Origin of the sequence: Rossellomorea oryzaecorticis (assembly GCF_038405515.1) — a bacterium.
GTDB lineage: Bacteria > Bacillota > Bacilli > Bacillales > Bacillaceae_B > Rossellomorea > Rossellomorea oryzaecorticis_A.
This window is the reverse complement of sequence record NZ_JBBYAF010000013.1, coordinates 25,933-42,052: the sequence shown is the minus strand read 5'-3', so window position 1 is coordinate 42,052 and position 16,120 is coordinate 25,933. Positions and strand designations below refer to the sequence as shown.

Below are 16,120 nucleotides of genomic sequence, written 5' to 3'. Positions count from 1 at the left end.
CTTTATTGGAGTGCAAACTTTATGATTCACCGATCAGTGGTTCCAGAACAATATCTATCTTCTTTTCCAGGGAGAATTCGATATTTTCATTCACCAGTTGATCTTTAACCCCACCTGTAATATTCATGGCAGAAGAGAGTACTTCCGGGTCTCCAATGGCTGTGATTTCAAAGGGAGCCGGATATTCAATCCCATCGACTTGTATGACTGGACCATGACACAACACATATGAATCATGTTTCAGCCTCTGTCCGTTTATCGCCACTGCAGAAGCTCCGGCAATATACAACTCATTTATGACCTTGAAAATATGGTGTTCATGAACAATATAATTGTTTGCGTTGTCTTCATCTGGTTTGTAGTCAGCATCAGAAAGCGTCACTTTCACTCCCGGACCCTTCACCTTGGTTTTCCCTAAGTACATGCGGTATTTTTCCGCTTCCTCAGCAAGATTAAAGTAAATTTGCTTTTCCTTAGAGAATTCCTTCTCCATGTTGACTACCTCTTCCTGTTTCTCATAGAGCTGTTCCTGCAAGTTATTATTCTTCTGCTGCTGTTCGAGAATCTGATCTCTCAGCTCTTCTTCCTGTTTCCATTGACCATTACTGCGGTTTCCTTGTCCAGCTTCTTCTGAATCGGCAAGACTATAAGAAAAAGCAAGGATGAAACCCAGCACTAAACCAACGAGAGAGAGGATAACATGCTTACCCTTCACTTTCATCCCCATCATCTGCTTCATCCTGCCCTTCCGATTCGTATGTTCTGAAATAGGAGCCTACCTCGAGATCAATGACACCTTTTTTTGACGGGTCCAATTGACTGACGATCGAGGGATAATGTTCCATTTTCTCTGAAAACGTCCGAATCGTCGCACTAACCTCATAACCGTCATTCATAAATAAGGTTAAATGGTATTGATCCGTTTTCTTCGGCACTAAGTTTATTTCTGAAATCAGATGCTGAACCTCTTTTGGAAGCTCCCCTAATTCTGAAATCATCTTTTTCAGGGTTTTATCCTCTTGAAATCCTCTTAGAAGTGGAGCGTCTACAGGAATGGATTCGGTCCCTTTGTTCAGGACCTTGCCGTTTTCCAATATGATCAGAAACTTATTATCCTTAAGGAGGTAAGCTTTTTTGCCTAATTCATTCACTTCAATCACAAATGAATTTGGAAAGGACAATTTCACTTTTGCACTCTTTATTTCAGGGAGTTTAGTTAATCGCTCTGCAGTTTCATTTTTATTGACGCCCCAGATATTCATTCCTGGTTTAAGTTTGCTTTCTGAAAGAATCGTTTCACTTGAAACAAGTTCATTTCCCTTGACCTTGATCGTTTTCACATGACTGAGAGGCGATTGGAAATATATAACCGATAGTATCATAAGCAGAAACAGGGACAGTAAGAATATCAGCCTTCTGTTTGCTTTCTTTTTTCTGTGCTGTTTCAGTTTCGGGATTCTTTCTTCAATGGAAACAACATTTTCTTTTCTCATTACGTTTTCCTCAATTTCATTTCGTATTTATGTGGCATGTTTCGTCACGCCTTAAAAATGAAAGTACTCCTATATGAGTCACCTTCTTGGATAATTGTGAAGGCAATGTATGTGAAAGAGAATAGGACGGTTATCACTTAGAAAGGTCATTTACATTCCCTTAACTACATCAAACATAATGAAAATCTCAAATGATCGTTATGTATACATTCCATGGAATAGAAAAAGAGAATAACACCTTGTATATTACACTCTTTCCATCTATTTTAAACACCATTTCCATGTTATGAAAGGATGTCATTAAATTGTAAAAGTTTTGGTTAATAAAAGTAATATAACCTCCTATAATATTGAAAACCGAAATCCTTTCACTGGTTGTATTTATGTAATTAATTGTAACATCTAACCTTCAAATATCCTATTGTTATTTCAATAAAATTTGCTTAATAGTGCTTTTTTCACTTATGAGTTGATTCTTTTAAACGCCGCTGTTGATTTCCGTGCAAGACTTCGCTTTCCGCGGGCGGACGGTGAGCCTCCTCGTCGCTTTGCTCCTGCGGGGTCTCACCTGTCTCGCTTTTCCCGCAGGAGTCTTCGTCTTGCACTCCAATCAACAGCTAGAACTGGTTTAAACAACAATAAGCTTGTAAAACCTTAAACAGGTGGTATCTTGAAATATTAAAAAAAGATTGGTTTCCAAGTCACTCAGTCAGTTTATCCTGACGCTGAATGAAGAGAAAGCCAATCTTTTTTTTTGTTAATTTCTTGAATAGCGGCTTATGTTCAATAAGACACCTACAGCTAAAAGCATGAGGGTCAGTGAGGATCCCCCGTAGCTGAGGAAGGGGAGTGTGATCCCCGTTACCGGCATCATCCCCGTGACGACTCCGACATTTATCATGACTTGAATGGCTATCATCGAGACGATCCCGACCGCAAGGAAACTTCCGAATAAATCGGGTGCCCCGAGCGCTATGCGTATTCCCCTCCACAAGACGAGTGAAAAGAGAAGAAGAACAAACGTTCCTCCGATAAAGCCCAATTCTTCAGCCAAAATGGCGAAAATAAAATCATTTTGGGGTTCGGGCAGATAGAAAAATTTCTGCCTGCTCTCACCCAGCCCTAATCCGAATAATCCCCCTGGACCAATCGCATACAATGATTGTATGATTTGAAAACCGCTGTTCAATGGGTCCTCCCAGGGGTCAAGGAATGAGGTGATCCGTTTTATCCTGTAAGGCGCTGAGAGAACCAATGCAGCAAACCCTGCCAATCCAGCGATCCCCATCCATGCAAAGTGCATGACCCTTGCTCCAGATATGAAAATCATCACCACACAAGTACCGACCATTACTGTACCTGTCCCTAAATCAGGCTGGAGCATAATCATGCCAAACGCTGTGAAAACCAACAGTAAAGGCGGCAAAACCCCTTTTCTGAAGGAGGTGATATATCGCTGATTCTCAGATAAGTATTTAGCCAGGAAAGCAATCATTGCCAGCTTCATGAATTCTGAAGGCTGGATGGAAAAAGCCCCGACACCAATCCAGCTGCGTGATCCGTTTCTTAAAACACCGATTCCCGGTATCAACACCAGAACAAGCAGGACAAAACAGATGATGATAAGGACTTTCGCCCAGCTTTTCCACGTCCAATATTCAACATTCATAATAAAGAACATGGCAAAGACTCCTACAGCTGCAAAAAGCAATTGTCTTTTGGCAAAGAAAAATGAGTCATCGAATTTATAATCCGCCCATACCGCACTTGCACTGTATACCATAATCAAGCCCACCGCCAAAAGTGTAAGGGTGACTATGATAAGGATAAAATCGGGAGTCGATTTTTTTAAAGGCAATCTTAACACCTCGAATAGTCGTATTTGAGCCGCTCCAAGCAATACATACTGTTCCGCTTCTTGATTGCCTTTCTAGTTGTGTAAGTTATGCTGCTTCCTATGACAAGCCCTTATTAAAGACTATGCACAGCTTTAATAAAAATGTCACCGCGTTCTTCAAAAGTTCTATACTGATCCCAGCTTGCACAAGCAGGTGACAGCAGGATCACATCCCCCTCTTCTGAATGTTCGTAAGCGACCGGCACTGCCTTTTCAACATTATCGACACGTATGATGGTTTGTATCCCTGCCTTCTGACCGGTTTCATTTAATTTGTCAGCTGTTTCTCCGAATGTAATCAGGAGCTTGACATTTTTCAGGTGAGGAATCAGATCATCGAAATCGTTCCCTCTGTCCAATCCACCTGCCAATAAAATAGTAGGACCGTTAAAGGCATTGAGCGCACTTTTCGTCGCCAGGATATTAGTCGCTTTCGAATCGTTATAAAATTTCCGTTCGTTCATTTCTTTTACAAATTGAGTACGGTGTTTCACTCCTGTAAAAGTTCCCAGCACCTTCATGATACTGTCATTTGAAACTCCATATAATTTCGAAGCCGCGACTGCACACAGGATGTTTTCGAGGTTATGCTCCCCAGGTAATACAACAGAAGCTAATTCACCGATGCAATCCTGCTTAAAATAGATTGACCCGTCTTTTATATATGCACCGCTTTCCACTTCCTCTGTAGTGGAAAATGGAATAATCGAGGCCTTGGTGAATTCGACGACATCTCGAAGATGCTCCTGATCATGATTGATGATCAAATAATCTTCTTCTGTTTGATTCATTGTAATATTGGCTTTCGCTTTCCAATACTCATTAATATCACCGTGATAATCCAGATGTGCATCATATAAATTCGTGATGATGGCAATATGAGGGGAAAATTCATCGATCCCCATCAATTGGAAGGACGATAATTCCACTACCATTTTTTCATCTTTTTTCGCTGTTTGTGCCACTTCTGATGCCACTGTACCGATATTACCTGCAATAAGGGGCTGCTGCCTGCCTTCCTGAAGGATTTCATAAAGCAAGGTGGTTGTCGTCGTTTTACCATTCGTCCCCGTAATTCCGATCATCTCTGCTTCTGATACTAAATAAGCGAGTTCCACCTCGGTAAGGACAGGTATCCCTTTTTCAATGGCTCTTTTAATTAAAGGATTATGATAAGGAATCCCCGGATTTTTCACGACATACTCAAAGCCTTCATCCAGCAACTCAATCGGATGGCTTCCGCATATCACCTTGATTCCTTCCTGAAGCAGGCTTTGGGCCTCAGGATTTTCCGATAAAGGCTTTTGATCATTCACTGTTACAAAAGCTTCGAGTTTATGTAGTAATGAAGCGGCACTTACTCCGCTCTTCGCTAACCCTAATACAAGAACTTTTTTATGTTTAAACTTCGTAATATTCTTCAATTATAACCACACCTCTATATAGATTCCTAATACAGCAAAAAGTAAACCAATCGTCCAAAATGTTACGACGACTCTCCATTCAGACCAGCCAACTAGCTCGTAGTGATGGTGGAGAGGACTCATTTTGAAGATTCGTTTTCCAGTCGTTTTAAAAGAGGCAACCTGTAAAATAACTGACAATGTTTCAATGACGAATACTCCACCGATCAATATTAAGATTATCTCTAATTTCGATAAAATGGCAATCGCAGCGATTGCCCCGCCAAGTGCAAGTGAACCTGTATCCCCCATAAACACTTTGGCGGGATGTGCGTTAAACACCAAAAAGCCAAGGACTGCTCCGACCACAGCTACACCAAAGATCGCCACATCATATTGACCGAGATTCCATGCAAGCACAGCCAGGGCACCGAAGGCAATCGCTGACGTACCGGATACCAACCCATCCAGCCCATCTGTAAGATTAACGGCATTCGAAAAGCCGACAAGCCAGAAAATAATAAACAATACATAAAACCACCCAAGGTCGAATGAAACGTCCGTCAAGGGGATAGATACCGTAGTAGAAAAGTCATTTTGAATAAAAACGAAATAGAAAATAACAGAGATGACGATCTGTCCCAGTAATTTCTGCTTGGAGGTTAATCCAAGGTTACGTTTCATGACAACTTTAATGAAGTCGTCCAAAAATCCAAGCAAGCCAAATCCAACTGTAACGAGAAGCAATAAATATGTTTCCGGTCCCGGTTCTGAATATTTGCCTGTCATGACAAATGTCGTGATGACGATTGAAACCAGAAATACAATTCCGCCCATGGTTGGTGTACCTGTTTTCTTTTGGTGTGATTCAGGCCCTTCATCTCTGATACTCTGACCAAACTTCAATCTTCGCAAGAAGGGGATAAAAACTGGCGCCAGAAGTACAGTGATCAGAAATGCCATTAGGATTGTAAAAAAGATAACTTGTTCCAGCACTTTATTCCCCCCCTTTCTTCTTCGCGTTTAAATCTTTCAAACTCTCTGCATCAACTGTTTTCATTAAATCAGCTTCATTATTACATATAAACTTCGTCATAATTTCCCACTTTTCTTGATTGTTTTGTTGTTTGTAAAAATGTATAAGTTCGCGATAAGCAGAATGGACATCTTCCACAATAAATAATGGAAAATGATTCGGTACGAATAAAGGAATCTTTTCGCTTCTTTTCCATAAAGAAGCGATCGCACCGTTATGAATGCTCTCAAATAGCTTCTCATGAGAGTCCAATGGAATATATAAGCCCTTTTCCAAACTTACATCGGGCAAGGAGGAAACTGATAGAAATCCTACCCCGGGCAGCCCGACTCCCCGTGTTTCAGAAAATAACTTTTTTACGTCATCATAAAAGAGCATGACTACATCTCCCTTATGATTTGTTTCGCAACTTCTCGGTCATCAAAATCATGAACATCATGCCCGATTATTTGATAGGTTTCATGTCCTTTACCGGCAATGAGCACCACGTCCCCTTCTTTCGCCTGAAAAATTGCATCTTTTATCGCGTCTTTACGATCTTCAATCAGCTTGTATTGTTTACCGACTACTCCAACTTCCATATCTTTCAATATATCCATCGGATCTTCCGTTCGTGGATTATCAGAAGTGAAGATGGCAAAATCTCCATAATCACAAGCAATTTCAGCCATGATGGGACGTTTGATTTTATCGCGGTCACCACCGCAGCCGACTACAACGATAATCTTTCCTTTTGTAATGGATTGAATGGTTTCCAGGACGTTTTTCAAGCCGTCCGGAGTATGGGCATAGTCGATGATCACAGAGAAAGGCTGGCCTTCAGCCACTGATTCAAATCTCCCTCTGACTCCCTGTGCTTTCTCCAGGTACTTAACACTTTGATCGACGGGGATGCCGGCGGCAGAAGCTGCAGCAACGGCGGCTAATGCATTGTAAACATTAAACTTTCCTGCATAGCTAAGGACCACATCCTTTTCCCCGAATGGACTGACCAGCCTAAAGGACGATTCCGAAGATCTTAACTGTAAGTCCTTAGCATAAAAATCCGCTTCCGGTGATAACCCATATGTGAAGACATGAGCTGCAGTTGACTTGATAAGATATTCAGCTGCACCATCATCCTTATTGATAATGGCATATTTAGGCGATTTTTTAAAATAAGTATTTCCTAATTGAGAGAACAATAAGCCTTTCGCATTCCGATACTCATCCATTGAGCGATGGTAATCCAGATGATCCTGCGATAAATTTGTGAAAACGGCAATATCATAATCACAACCGTGAACCCTACCCTGATCCAGGGCATGTGAGGAAACTTCCATGATCGCCGAAGTGATTCCTTTCTCACAAAAGCGGTAGAACGTCTGCTGCAAGGTCAAACTGTCTGGCGTCGTATTATGACTTACCTCAAGCTCGTCACCTGCTTTAATATGCATCGTTCCGATAAGACCGGTCTTTATTCCGTTACCGGTAAATACCTGATCGATCAGATGAGTCGTTGTCGTCTTACCATTCGTTCCAGTCACACCCACCAGCAATAATTGATGTGAAGGCTGTTTATAGAAATAATCTGAAAGGACAGCCATGGCCTTTTTAGTATCCGGTACAAGTATTACGGGTATGTGAACATCTACTTTCCTTTCTGCAAGAATAGCAGCTGCACCATTCATCTCTGCAACATGGGCCAAAGAATGACTATCAACCTCCAAACCCTGAATGCAGATAAATAAGTCACCATTCCTTACTTTCTTATGGTGATTAGCGATGTTTGAAATAGCTGGATTTCCTTCACCATGTACTTTATAAAACGGCAGTACTTCCAGCAAAGTGTGCAATCTCATCATTTCAACTCCTCACAGGTAGAAAGCAACCTTTTTATATTTTACATAAAAATAGACTTGAAAGCTATCAACCTTTTAACTTAGTTCACAATTTCTTGGCTGTTTTGTTAAACACCACTGTTGATTTCCGTGCAAGACTTCGCTTTCAGCGGGTGAACCGTGAGCCTCCTCTAAAAATGTTGAGGGGTTTTCACTGTCCAGCTGCAGGCTTAGAGGCCCATGTCATAAGCCAAACCGCCTCTGAGCAGTGCCCTTCCGCTTTTTTGTTCAAGAAAACTCCTTTTCCCGTTTATTCGGATAAATAAACCCGGATCGTTGATCCCTGTTTTATTTTCACACCAGGATCTGGCGACTGATTCACTACCTTTTCTCCGCTGCCGCTGATATCAAGGTTTAAATTGACCAATTGCTGCTGCAGTTCTTTTTTTGATAATCCGATTAAATCAGGCGTTTCAATCAGCGGGATGTCATCCCATTTCATTTTCTTCTCAATTTGATCCTTTCTTTTCGGCACACCCATCGCTACCAAACTATCCCCAATGATACTGCCGGCGATTGGGGCAGCTACCACTCCACCAAATTGGATAGTGCCTTTAGGATTGTCAACCGCAACATACACTACAATCTCTGGATCATCAGCCGGTGCAACACCCATGAATGAAACAATATGATTATTCTCCAAATACTTTCCATCCTTGGCTTTTTGGGCAGTCCCGGTTTTCCCCCCTACTCTGTAACCATCTACAAAAGCATTTCCACCTGTACCTTGTGCAACCACACTTTCGAGCGCTTCCCTTATTTGTTTTGATGTTTCTTCAGAAATCACTCTTTGTTTCATCTGTGGTGACTTCCTCATTACCACTTCATTGGTTTCAGGATCGATCAGCTCTTTCGCAATAAATGGCTGATACAGGATACCTCCATTAACAGCTGCAGAGACGGCTGCTACTTGTTGGATAGGGGTTACGGCTACACCCTGACCAAAAGCGGTGGTCGCCTGTTCCACCGGACCGACACGATCTAAATTAAATAGAATCCCTTTCCCTTCACCTTGCAGATCGATTCCTGTTTTTTGACCGAACCCGAAATCTTTGATGTATTTAAACAACGTTTCCTTGCCAAGCCGCTCCCCAAGTTCCACAAACCCGGGGTTGCACGAGTTCTGAACAACTTCGAGGAAGGTCTGTGTCCCATGCCCTCCTCTTTTCCAGCAGTGGAGGGTAGATCCTGCGACTTCGACATGACCAGAATCATGAAACTTTTCTTTATATAAATCTACCTTCTTCTCTTCAAGAGCTGCAGCCAGTGTAATAATTTTAAAGGTAGAACCAGGTTCATACGTACTCCAGATAGGCAGGTTGCGGTTATAAATTTCCTGTGGGACATTTCGGAAATTTGCAGGATCAAATGTAGGACGGCTCGCCATCGCTAATATTTCACCATTTTTAGGATTCATCGCAATAGCGATCATGCCGTCAGGATTATAGGTAGCCTGAGCGATATCCAGCTCCCTTTCTACGATTGTCTGAACCTTCGTATCGATTGTCAGCTTTAGATCCAGCCCATTCTCGGGATCTTCAAAATCATCCGCCATATCTCCCATCCTTTTCCCTTTTGCATCGGAGAAAAACTTGACGTATCCCTTATCGCCGGTCAGTTCCTTATCGTATGACAGTTCAAGTCCCATAAGCCCCTGGTTATCGATTCCTGCAAACCCCAGCACATGAGAGAGATAGCTTCCATATGGATAATATCTCTTGGAGTCCTCCCCAAGATAAACCCCTTTGAGGTTTAGGTCTCTGACTTCCTTCGCTTTATCATATGATATTTTTCTCGCTTCTTTTATTAAAACCATACTCGCTTGCTGTGTTACATATTTATATGCAGTTTCTACTGAAATATTAAGAACGGGCGCCAGTTTCTCGGCGGTATCTTGAGGGTCATTGATTTGTCTTGGAACGACAAAAATAGTCGGCGCACTTTGATTGCTTGCCAGCTCCACCCCGTTCCTGTCAACTATTTTTCCCCGCTCAGGCTGGAAAGGAATATTCCGGCTCCAGGAATCTTTGGCACGGCTTGTCAGCATATCCCCCATGAAAAACTGTACATATCCAAGCCTCAAATCAATGACAGAAAATATCAATACTCCCACAATCAGAGCGATCGCTAATCTTTTCCTTACCGTAACATTCGATACTCTTTTCACAAATGGACCTCCCCTTCTATGCCTCGTTCCATTATATGCTTGGACACAGATGGGTATGTGTCTCTTTACCGAGTTTCAGGCTCATCCATCTCTTGGTATCGATGAATGAAAAGTGTAAGGCCGATTAGGGTAAAGTAACAATCTTTTAGAAAAGCAGGCAAAAAAAGAAGGGGGACACTTCATCTTGCATTCATCCCTTACCCTCTGCAGACTTACCTGCGGGGTATGGATTGAACACATTGAATTGTCCACCTTCATGGTTAGTTGTTTAATTCAATGGCCTTTCTTCTTCAGAGACTTCTTTCTCCTTTTCCCTCTGTAATTGTTCTTCTGGCGTTTTAAAGTTTACAACAAGAGGTTCATTCTCATTTACAGGAGAATCAGGCTGTATGTTTTGACTGACCGCAAATCCATTACCGACCATATTTATTTTTAACCCGGCAATGTTCGCAATTTTAAAGACATCTCTTATTGACCAACCCTTCATATCAGGAATGGTGATGTCTCCATCTGTTCTGATAATCACTTTCCCGCCTTCAAGCAATTCACTTCCTGGTTGGGGCAATTGCCGGGTCACCTCTGAACCGTTACCCACAACTACAGGTTCAGCTCCGGATTTTTCTATCGCCGACTTCGCTTTTTCAACCCCCATGCCAGATAGATCAGGAATTTGTTCTTTTTTCAGGCTCACTTTTTCCTGAGGTTTAATATTTAAATATTTCAAACTGTTTTGCATGACTGGTTTAAAGATATCCGATACTGGATCCGATCCGATCTCCGTCACTTTCAATTCTGGCTCCTGCACTCCCACATAGACGATCAGCTGCGGATTATCCGCAGGTGCCATCCCCATAAATGAAAATAGATAATTCTCTTTTCCATATTTATATCCCCCGGTTTCAGGATCAGGTATTTGCGCGGTTCCAGACTTTCCTGCCACACTGTATCCATCAATTGCAAACCTTTTTCCTGTTCCATCCTCAGATGTCACGGTCGACTCTAAATACTTTCTTGTTTTCTCAGCTGTTTCCTTTGTAATGGGGGTTCCCACCACTTCAGGCTTGGTTTCTTTTACAACCTCTTTGGTATTCGAATCCACCACTTTTGATATAACATAAGGCTTCATCATTTTTCCGTCATTCGCAATTGCAGATTCTGCCTGGATCATTTGTAGCGGTGTCACAGTAGTTCCCTGACCAAAGATGGTTGTATATTTTTCAATTGGATAATGATAGAGAATGGATCCCGATGCCTCATGCGGCAGGCCGACGTTGGTCGGTTCCCCGAAACCAAAATCATGTAAATATCCTTCAAACTTTTCAAATCCAATCCGGTCCAACAGATACGCGAAAGCTACATTCGACGAGCGTTGAACTCCTTCGAGAAAAGAGATCGAACCCCAGCCATCCCCGCCATTATGGTCACGAATGGGGTTTGGGACATTGTCCACCTTATAAGTTCCTGACTGATATGCTTCATTTGGATTGAACTTCCCTTCATTCACTGCAGCTGCGAGGGAGAATGACTTCATCGTCGACCCCGGTTCGATTGTTTCTTCCACGATCGTATTTGTCCAATTATCCTCAAGCCCTGCCCTTGTATCGGGATGAAAGGTCGGACGTTGTGTCATCGCAAGGATTTTCCCAGTTTTGGGATCCGCTACAATCGCAAACATTTTCTTCGGTTTATACTGTTTTTGAACTTGGTTCATCGCTTCTTCGAGAAACGTCTGTATTTTTTTGTCAATCGTTAAATAAATATCCTTCCCGTCCTGTGGAGGGGTGACATGTTCTTCTGCATTGGGAAGCAAATAGCCCCAGACATCACTTTTATATTCTACATTGCCGTTTTTCCCGCTTAATAGATCATTGAAGCTATTTTCAATGCCCATCTTACCAGTCGTTTCAGTCTGGCCCGAATCTGAAGTCGTTTTTTGAGCAAATCCGATTAAATGTGAAGCAAACGTACCATTTGGATAAAACCTTTTGGCTTCTTTCCTGAAGGTTATCCCGGGAAGTTTTTCTTCTTTGATATCGAGCATTAATTGGTGAGAAAGTGCACGTCCGGCTGAACCAAATTCAACCTGATAAGCACCATCTGAGGTTAATTTCTTATATATTTCACTTTCCTTCATGTCGATGAATCCTGAAAGAGCTTTTGCCGTTTTTTCAGGATCGGTAACATGCTTTGGGTTTTCCGGATCGCTGGTCACCGTTGGGCTGAGGACAGCTACCAATGTATATGCTGAAGTGTCTTCGGCGATGACTTCCCCTTTTTGGTCGTAAATGGTCCCCCTATGGGCTTCAAGAATCCGGCTTTTAATATATTTTTCTGCAGCCTGGGAAGCAAGAACTTTCCCCTCGGCCTCACCCGTTACTTGAATCGTAACAAAGCGAACCATCAATATAAAAAAGAGCAAGCCGAAAATCCCGAAAAGGATGGCTGCCCCTATGTTCATACTTGGTCTTTTTTTCATTATTGTTCAACAACCTTCACGTTCTTTTCTTGTAAGTTAAGTCCAAGTTCTTTTGCTTTTTCCAAAATACGCTCGTATGTGCTTAACTCACTGATTTGCAGCTTAAGGTCGTTATTTGCCTTTTCCTGTTTTTCAACTGCTGTTTCCATCACTTGTACTTCTTTGTTTACGTCATAGACAGCAGCTTGGGTCTGTACGATCTGTACAGCCAAGAAGCAAAACACTACAGCAAAAACCGCGACAAGAATCTTTTCCCCGGGTGTGATGACAGACCTCTGCTCTTTTCTAAGGGGCTGAGGATTCACCTGGACAGATTGATTCGTTTGATCGGCGTGCTGCCTTTCATAATTTCTCGCTAAGTTACTCATTGTTTCTCCCTCCCGTTTCCTTTTTTATCAAGGCTCTTTTTGAAAATAGCCTTTATCTATTTTTTTCTGCAATTCTTAACTTTGCTGATCTTGCTCGATTATTTTCTGACAGTTCTTCCTCACTTGGTAATATCGGCTTTCTTGTAATAAGTTTCAATACAGGTTCGTATTCCTTTGGAATAATCGGGAGCCCAGGAGGTAATTCAGGTCCGGCTGCTTTCTCTTTAAACATCGTTTTACACATGCGGTCTTCCAATGAGTGGAACGTGATGACGCTGACCCTTCCACCTTTTGCAAGTATGTCTATCGCCTGCTCAAGAGAATCTTCAAAAGCACCAAGTTCATCATTCACCGCTATCCGAATAGCTTGAAACACTCTTTTTGCAGGATGGCCTCCCTTTCTTCGGGCAGGGGCAGGAATTCCGTCTTTTATTAATTCAACAAGCTCCCCTGTCGTTTCAATCGGTTTCAACTCACGGGCAGCTTCAATTTTTCTCGCGATTTGCTTTGAAAATTTCTCTTCACCATATCGGTAAAAGATCCGTACAAGGTCTTCAAATGCCCATTGGTTAACCACTTCATATGCCGAAGTATCGGCTTCAAGGTCCATTCTCATATCAAGCGGTGCATCGTGATGATAGCTGAATCCCCTTTCAGGTGTATCAAGCTGGGGTGATGACACCCCAAGATCGTATAGGATCCCATCAACATTATGTACTCCAAGCTGCAGTAGCTCTTCTTTTAAATGACGAAAATTTGATTGAACGAACGTTACCTTCCCATGATAGGATGAGAGTTTCTCTTTTGCGTGGTTAATTGCGGTTTCATCCTGATCAAAGCAATAGAGATGGCCTTCCTCGGACAATTGGCTCAGCAGGTACTCACTATGCCCAGCACCGCCTAGTGTACAATCCACGTAAATACCATCTTCTTTAATATCCAATCCATCTACTGTTTCCTTCAATAAAACTGTTGTATGTTTAAACATGCTGACGACACCTTTCCAATCGAACGTTTTTGATCTTTTAAATATCAAATCCTATCATATTCTCTGCAAGTTCTGCAAAAGAATCTTCAGACTCTGTGAAGTAGTCTTCCCATAAAGCCTTACTCCAAATCTCAATCCGATTGGAAACTCCAAGGACGATGCATTCTTTATCCAGCTGTGCGTAATTGACAAGGGTCGCAGGAATGTTGATTCTCCCTGTCTTATCCAATTCACTTTCTGTTGCTCCAGAAAAGAAGAAGCGCGTAAAGGCCCGGGCATCTTTCTTTGTAAGTGGTAAAGCTTTCAGCTTTTCCTCGAGCGCCCGCCATTCATCCATGGGATAGCCAAATAAACATTGGTCTAATCCACGGGTGATGACAAATGACTCGCCTAAAGAATCGCGGAACTTGGCAGGCACTATTAAACGGCCTTTATTATCAATGTTATGTTGATATTCGCCCATGAACATATGCACTGCCCCCACTTTCTAACACAAATGTACCACATCCCCCCACTTTTCTCCACTGTTTTATAAATTCTCTTTTTATAAAATATTTCCTTCAAGTTTTTTTAGCCTTTTTCTCCCTTTTCCTGACAGTGCAGGGGAGAAAAATTTGTCTTTTAAGCACACAAAAAGGACTTCTTTCGTCTTTTATTTCGAAAGAAGTCCTTACTATAATATTTCCTCGCTGAATACCGCAGTTTTTAAAGCTTATAATTAGGCCTTATAAAAGCGTGAAAAGTCTTAATTACAAATAAACAACCTTATGAGTCCCATCAAATTCCAGTGGTAGGGAGAGCAAGTCGTGGATGAAGCTTTCTCCGTATTTGTTCAGGAAATAAAGGGTGTTCCAGGTTCTCTCCTGCGGTCCGCCGATGGGACGGAGAAAGTTTTCTACTTTTGCAAAGTCAGAGAACGTCTTGTCATGTTTATCTCTCAGCGCTTTATCCGCCCTCTTCCTTAAGTAATCAAATTGATGAAGGTGAATGGATAAGTTTTTATCCACTATCTGATTCATTCCCGGGTCGATACGTTCGGATTTATCACGGATATCTTTGTACTTTTGTTGAAGCAAGTGTTCGAGCTCGGCAATTTCCCTCTCTAAAGTCGGTACTTTTATCGAATTCCAGTACTTCTCACGTTTGTCAGCGACACCTTCTATTAACACATGTGGCAATGTCAGGCCGAGGTGGGTCATTTTTTTCTCCACTTCTCTTTCAAGCAAGGTGATACTCATTCTGGGAACCACTGGGGGAATCTTCAAACCTGCATATTCGAAGGCTTTTTTTAATTCACCCCAATAGGCGATTTCACCAGGACCCCCAATAAAAGCAAGGGTCGGAAACAACCATTCCTGCATCATTGGCCTTGTTACTACATTATTACTGAATTGTTCGGGTGTTTTTTCAAGCATCGTCAGTAATTCACTGCAAGGGAAAGTTCTTCCGGTATTCTTGTCTTTAAAGTCGAATCCTTCTCTTTCTAATAATGCGCGCTCATTATTTATTGTAATAAATAAGTTCGCTGCTTCAGGGGAAATTTCGAGTTGTGTAGAAAAACCGCAGTTTTTAATTTCTTCCTGCTGCTCGAGAACTGCATTTGTGATACTTTGACTGCTTTCGATCAGATGATGAAAGTGATTCTTTTCTAGTCTCCTTAATGGAGGGTATGAAGAATCTATCACCAATAAACCAAATTCCTTGAAGAGATGCATCACGAAATGAGCAAAGAACCTTACAAGATCATCCTGTTCATCGATCATCTCGTTCAACTCTCCTGCGAGTTTATTCGTATGTCCGGTTTCACCAAGACTCTTGATGATTTCATTGACCCATTCCTTCATCATACGTTTATCGAATGAAATATCAGAAGTCATTTTCTTTTCGAGAACTCTTTCGGGATATCCCGTCTTTTCCATTTTGTTCTCTTTTTCGAGATAAATGTGATTTACTTCCTGGTAATCATGATCTTCTCCGGCAATCCAAAATACAGGCACCACAGGATGGTTCAATGCTTTCTCCTGCTGCTGTGCCAGCTTGATGATCGAAATAATCTTATGTATGGTGTATAAAGGCCCCGTCAATAGACCGGCCTGCTGACCCGCTACTATGGTTACTGCACCTGATCTTAATTTCGTTAAAGATTTCTCCACCTTATCTGCAGATGGCAAACCCCTCATATAGGAAGCAATACAGTCGGTGAGCTCTTCACGCGGAAAATCACGAAGCGTCAAATCTCCCAATCGCTGTGAATAGACATCAGGCTGATTTATATTATAGTGAAAAAAAGAAGTCACAGGGTCCTTCTGATTTATATATAGGGAAGCAAACTGGTTGATTGCAGGAATATTCAGATTTTCCAATTCCATATGAACTACTACTCCTTTTCTGACTCATTATTTCCTATCGATG

Annotated in this window: 13 protein-coding genes; all 13 read right to left on the bottom strand. The window is 41.9% G+C overall.

The genetic code is table 11. The features are described 5' to 3' along the window. Positions 1–19: 19 nt before the first annotated feature. Positions 20–739, bottom strand: a complete 720-nt coding sequence (locus AAEO50_RS08550; protein ID WP_341982500.1) for a DUF881 domain-containing protein — start codon at positions 737–739, stop codon at positions 20–22. Beyond that, entirely contained in the window at positions 705–1,493 is a 789-nt protein-coding gene (locus AAEO50_RS08545) for a cell division protein FtsQ/DivIB (protein ID WP_341982498.1), read from the bottom strand. The genes AAEO50_RS08550 and AAEO50_RS08545 overlap by 35 nt, the downstream gene beginning before the upstream one ends. A 757-nt stretch (positions 1,494–2,250) precedes the next feature. Continuing rightward, positions 2,251–3,351, bottom strand: a complete 1,101-nt coding sequence (gene spoVE / locus AAEO50_RS08540; protein ID WP_341982496.1) for a stage V sporulation protein E — start codon at positions 3,349–3,351, stop codon at positions 2,251–2,253. A 113-nt stretch (positions 3,352–3,464) separates the two neighbouring features. Next, positions 3,465–4,814 carry a UDP-N-acetylmuramoyl-L-alanine--D-glutamate ligase gene (murD, locus tag AAEO50_RS08535; RefSeq protein ID WP_341982494.1) on the bottom strand — a complete coding sequence of 450 codons (1,350 nt, stop codon included), beginning with the start codon at positions 4,812–4,814 and terminating at the stop codon, positions 3,465–3,467. Next, on the bottom strand, positions 4,815–5,789 hold the full coding sequence (gene mraY, locus AAEO50_RS08530) for a phospho-N-acetylmuramoyl-pentapeptide-transferase (RefSeq protein WP_341982492.1): 975 nt from the start codon (positions 5,787–5,789) through the stop codon (positions 4,815–4,817). It lies immediately after the preceding gene. 1 nt (position 5,790) lies between these two features. Beyond that, positions 5,791–6,207: a hypothetical protein gene (locus AAEO50_RS08525; protein WP_341982490.1), complete on the bottom strand. Its 417-nt coding sequence runs from the start codon at positions 6,205–6,207 to the stop codon at positions 5,791–5,793. Positions 6,208–6,209: 2 nt separating this feature from the next. Then, positions 6,210–7,670: a UDP-N-acetylmuramoyl-L-alanyl-D-glutamate--2,6-diaminopimelate ligase gene (locus tag AAEO50_RS08520; RefSeq protein ID WP_341982488.1), complete on the bottom strand. Its 1,461-nt coding sequence runs from the start codon at positions 7,668–7,670 to the stop codon at positions 6,210–6,212. Positions 7,671–7,959: 289 nt separating this feature from the next. Beyond that, positions 7,960–9,876: a stage V sporulation protein D gene (locus AAEO50_RS08515; RefSeq protein ID WP_341982486.1), complete on the bottom strand. Its 1,917-nt coding sequence runs from the start codon at positions 9,874–9,876 to the stop codon at positions 7,960–7,962. Between the two features lie 268 nt (positions 9,877–10,144). Further along, a complete protein-coding gene (locus tag AAEO50_RS08510; protein ID WP_341982485.1) occupies positions 10,145–12,352 on the bottom strand; it encodes a penicillin-binding protein in 2,208 nt (735 codons plus the stop codon). Next, positions 12,352–12,720 (bottom strand): cell division protein FtsL, encoded by a 369-nt coding sequence (gene ftsL / locus AAEO50_RS08505; RefSeq protein ID WP_341982483.1) that lies wholly within the window; start codon positions 12,718–12,720, stop codon positions 12,352–12,354. The genes AAEO50_RS08510 and ftsL overlap by 1 nt, the downstream gene beginning before the upstream one ends. A 52-nt stretch (positions 12,721–12,772) precedes the next feature. Then, positions 12,773–13,708, bottom strand: coding sequence for a 16S rRNA (cytosine(1402)-N(4))-methyltransferase RsmH (rsmH, locus tag AAEO50_RS08500; RefSeq protein WP_341982481.1), 936 nt, complete (start codon positions 13,706–13,708; stop codon positions 12,773–12,775). Between the two features lie 37 nt (positions 13,709–13,745). Beyond that, on the bottom strand, positions 13,746–14,177 hold the full coding sequence (gene mraZ, locus AAEO50_RS08495) for a division/cell wall cluster transcriptional repressor MraZ (RefSeq protein WP_341982606.1): 432 nt from the start codon (positions 14,175–14,177) through the stop codon (positions 13,746–13,748). 280 nt (positions 14,178–14,457) lie between these two features. Then, a complete protein-coding gene (gene bshC / locus AAEO50_RS08490; protein ID WP_341982479.1) occupies positions 14,458–16,077 on the bottom strand; it encodes a bacillithiol biosynthesis cysteine-adding enzyme BshC in 1,620 nt (539 codons plus the stop codon). Between the last annotated feature and the right edge of the window lie 43 nt (positions 16,078–16,120).

Bases quoted from the DNA above. Each gene is read 5' to 3' on its own strand.
- mraZ (WP_341982606.1), bottom strand. From the start codon at position 14,177: ATGTTCATGGGCGAATATCAACATAACATTGATAATAAAGGCCGTTTA.
- AAEO50_RS08520 (WP_341982488.1), bottom strand. From the start codon at position 7,670: ATGAGATTGCACACTTTGCTGGAAGTACTGCCGTTTTATAAAGTACAT.
- ftsL (WP_341982483.1), bottom strand. From the start codon at position 12,720: ATGAGTAACTTAGCGAGAAATTATGAAAGGCAGCACGCCGATCAAACG.
- AAEO50_RS08525 (WP_341982490.1), bottom strand. From the start codon at position 6,207: ATGCTCTTTTATGATGACGTAAAAAAGTTATTTTCTGAAACACGGGGA.
- bshC (WP_341982479.1), bottom strand. From the start codon at position 16,077: ATGGAATTGGAAAATCTGAATATTCCTGCAATCAACCAGTTTGCTTCC.
- rsmH (WP_341982481.1), bottom strand. From the start codon at position 13,708: ATGTTTAAACATACAACAGTTTTATTGAAGGAAACAGTAGATGGATTG.
- AAEO50_RS08545 (WP_341982498.1), bottom strand. From the start codon at position 1,493: ATGAGAAAAGAAAATGTTGTTTCCATTGAAGAAAGAATCCCGAAACTG.
- AAEO50_RS08510 (WP_341982485.1), bottom strand. From the start codon at position 12,352: ATGAAAAAAAGACCAAGTATGAACATAGGGGCAGCCATCCTTTTCGGG.
- AAEO50_RS08550 (WP_341982500.1), bottom strand. From the start codon at position 739: ATGAAGCAGATGATGGGGATGAAAGTGAAGGGTAAGCATGTTATCCTC.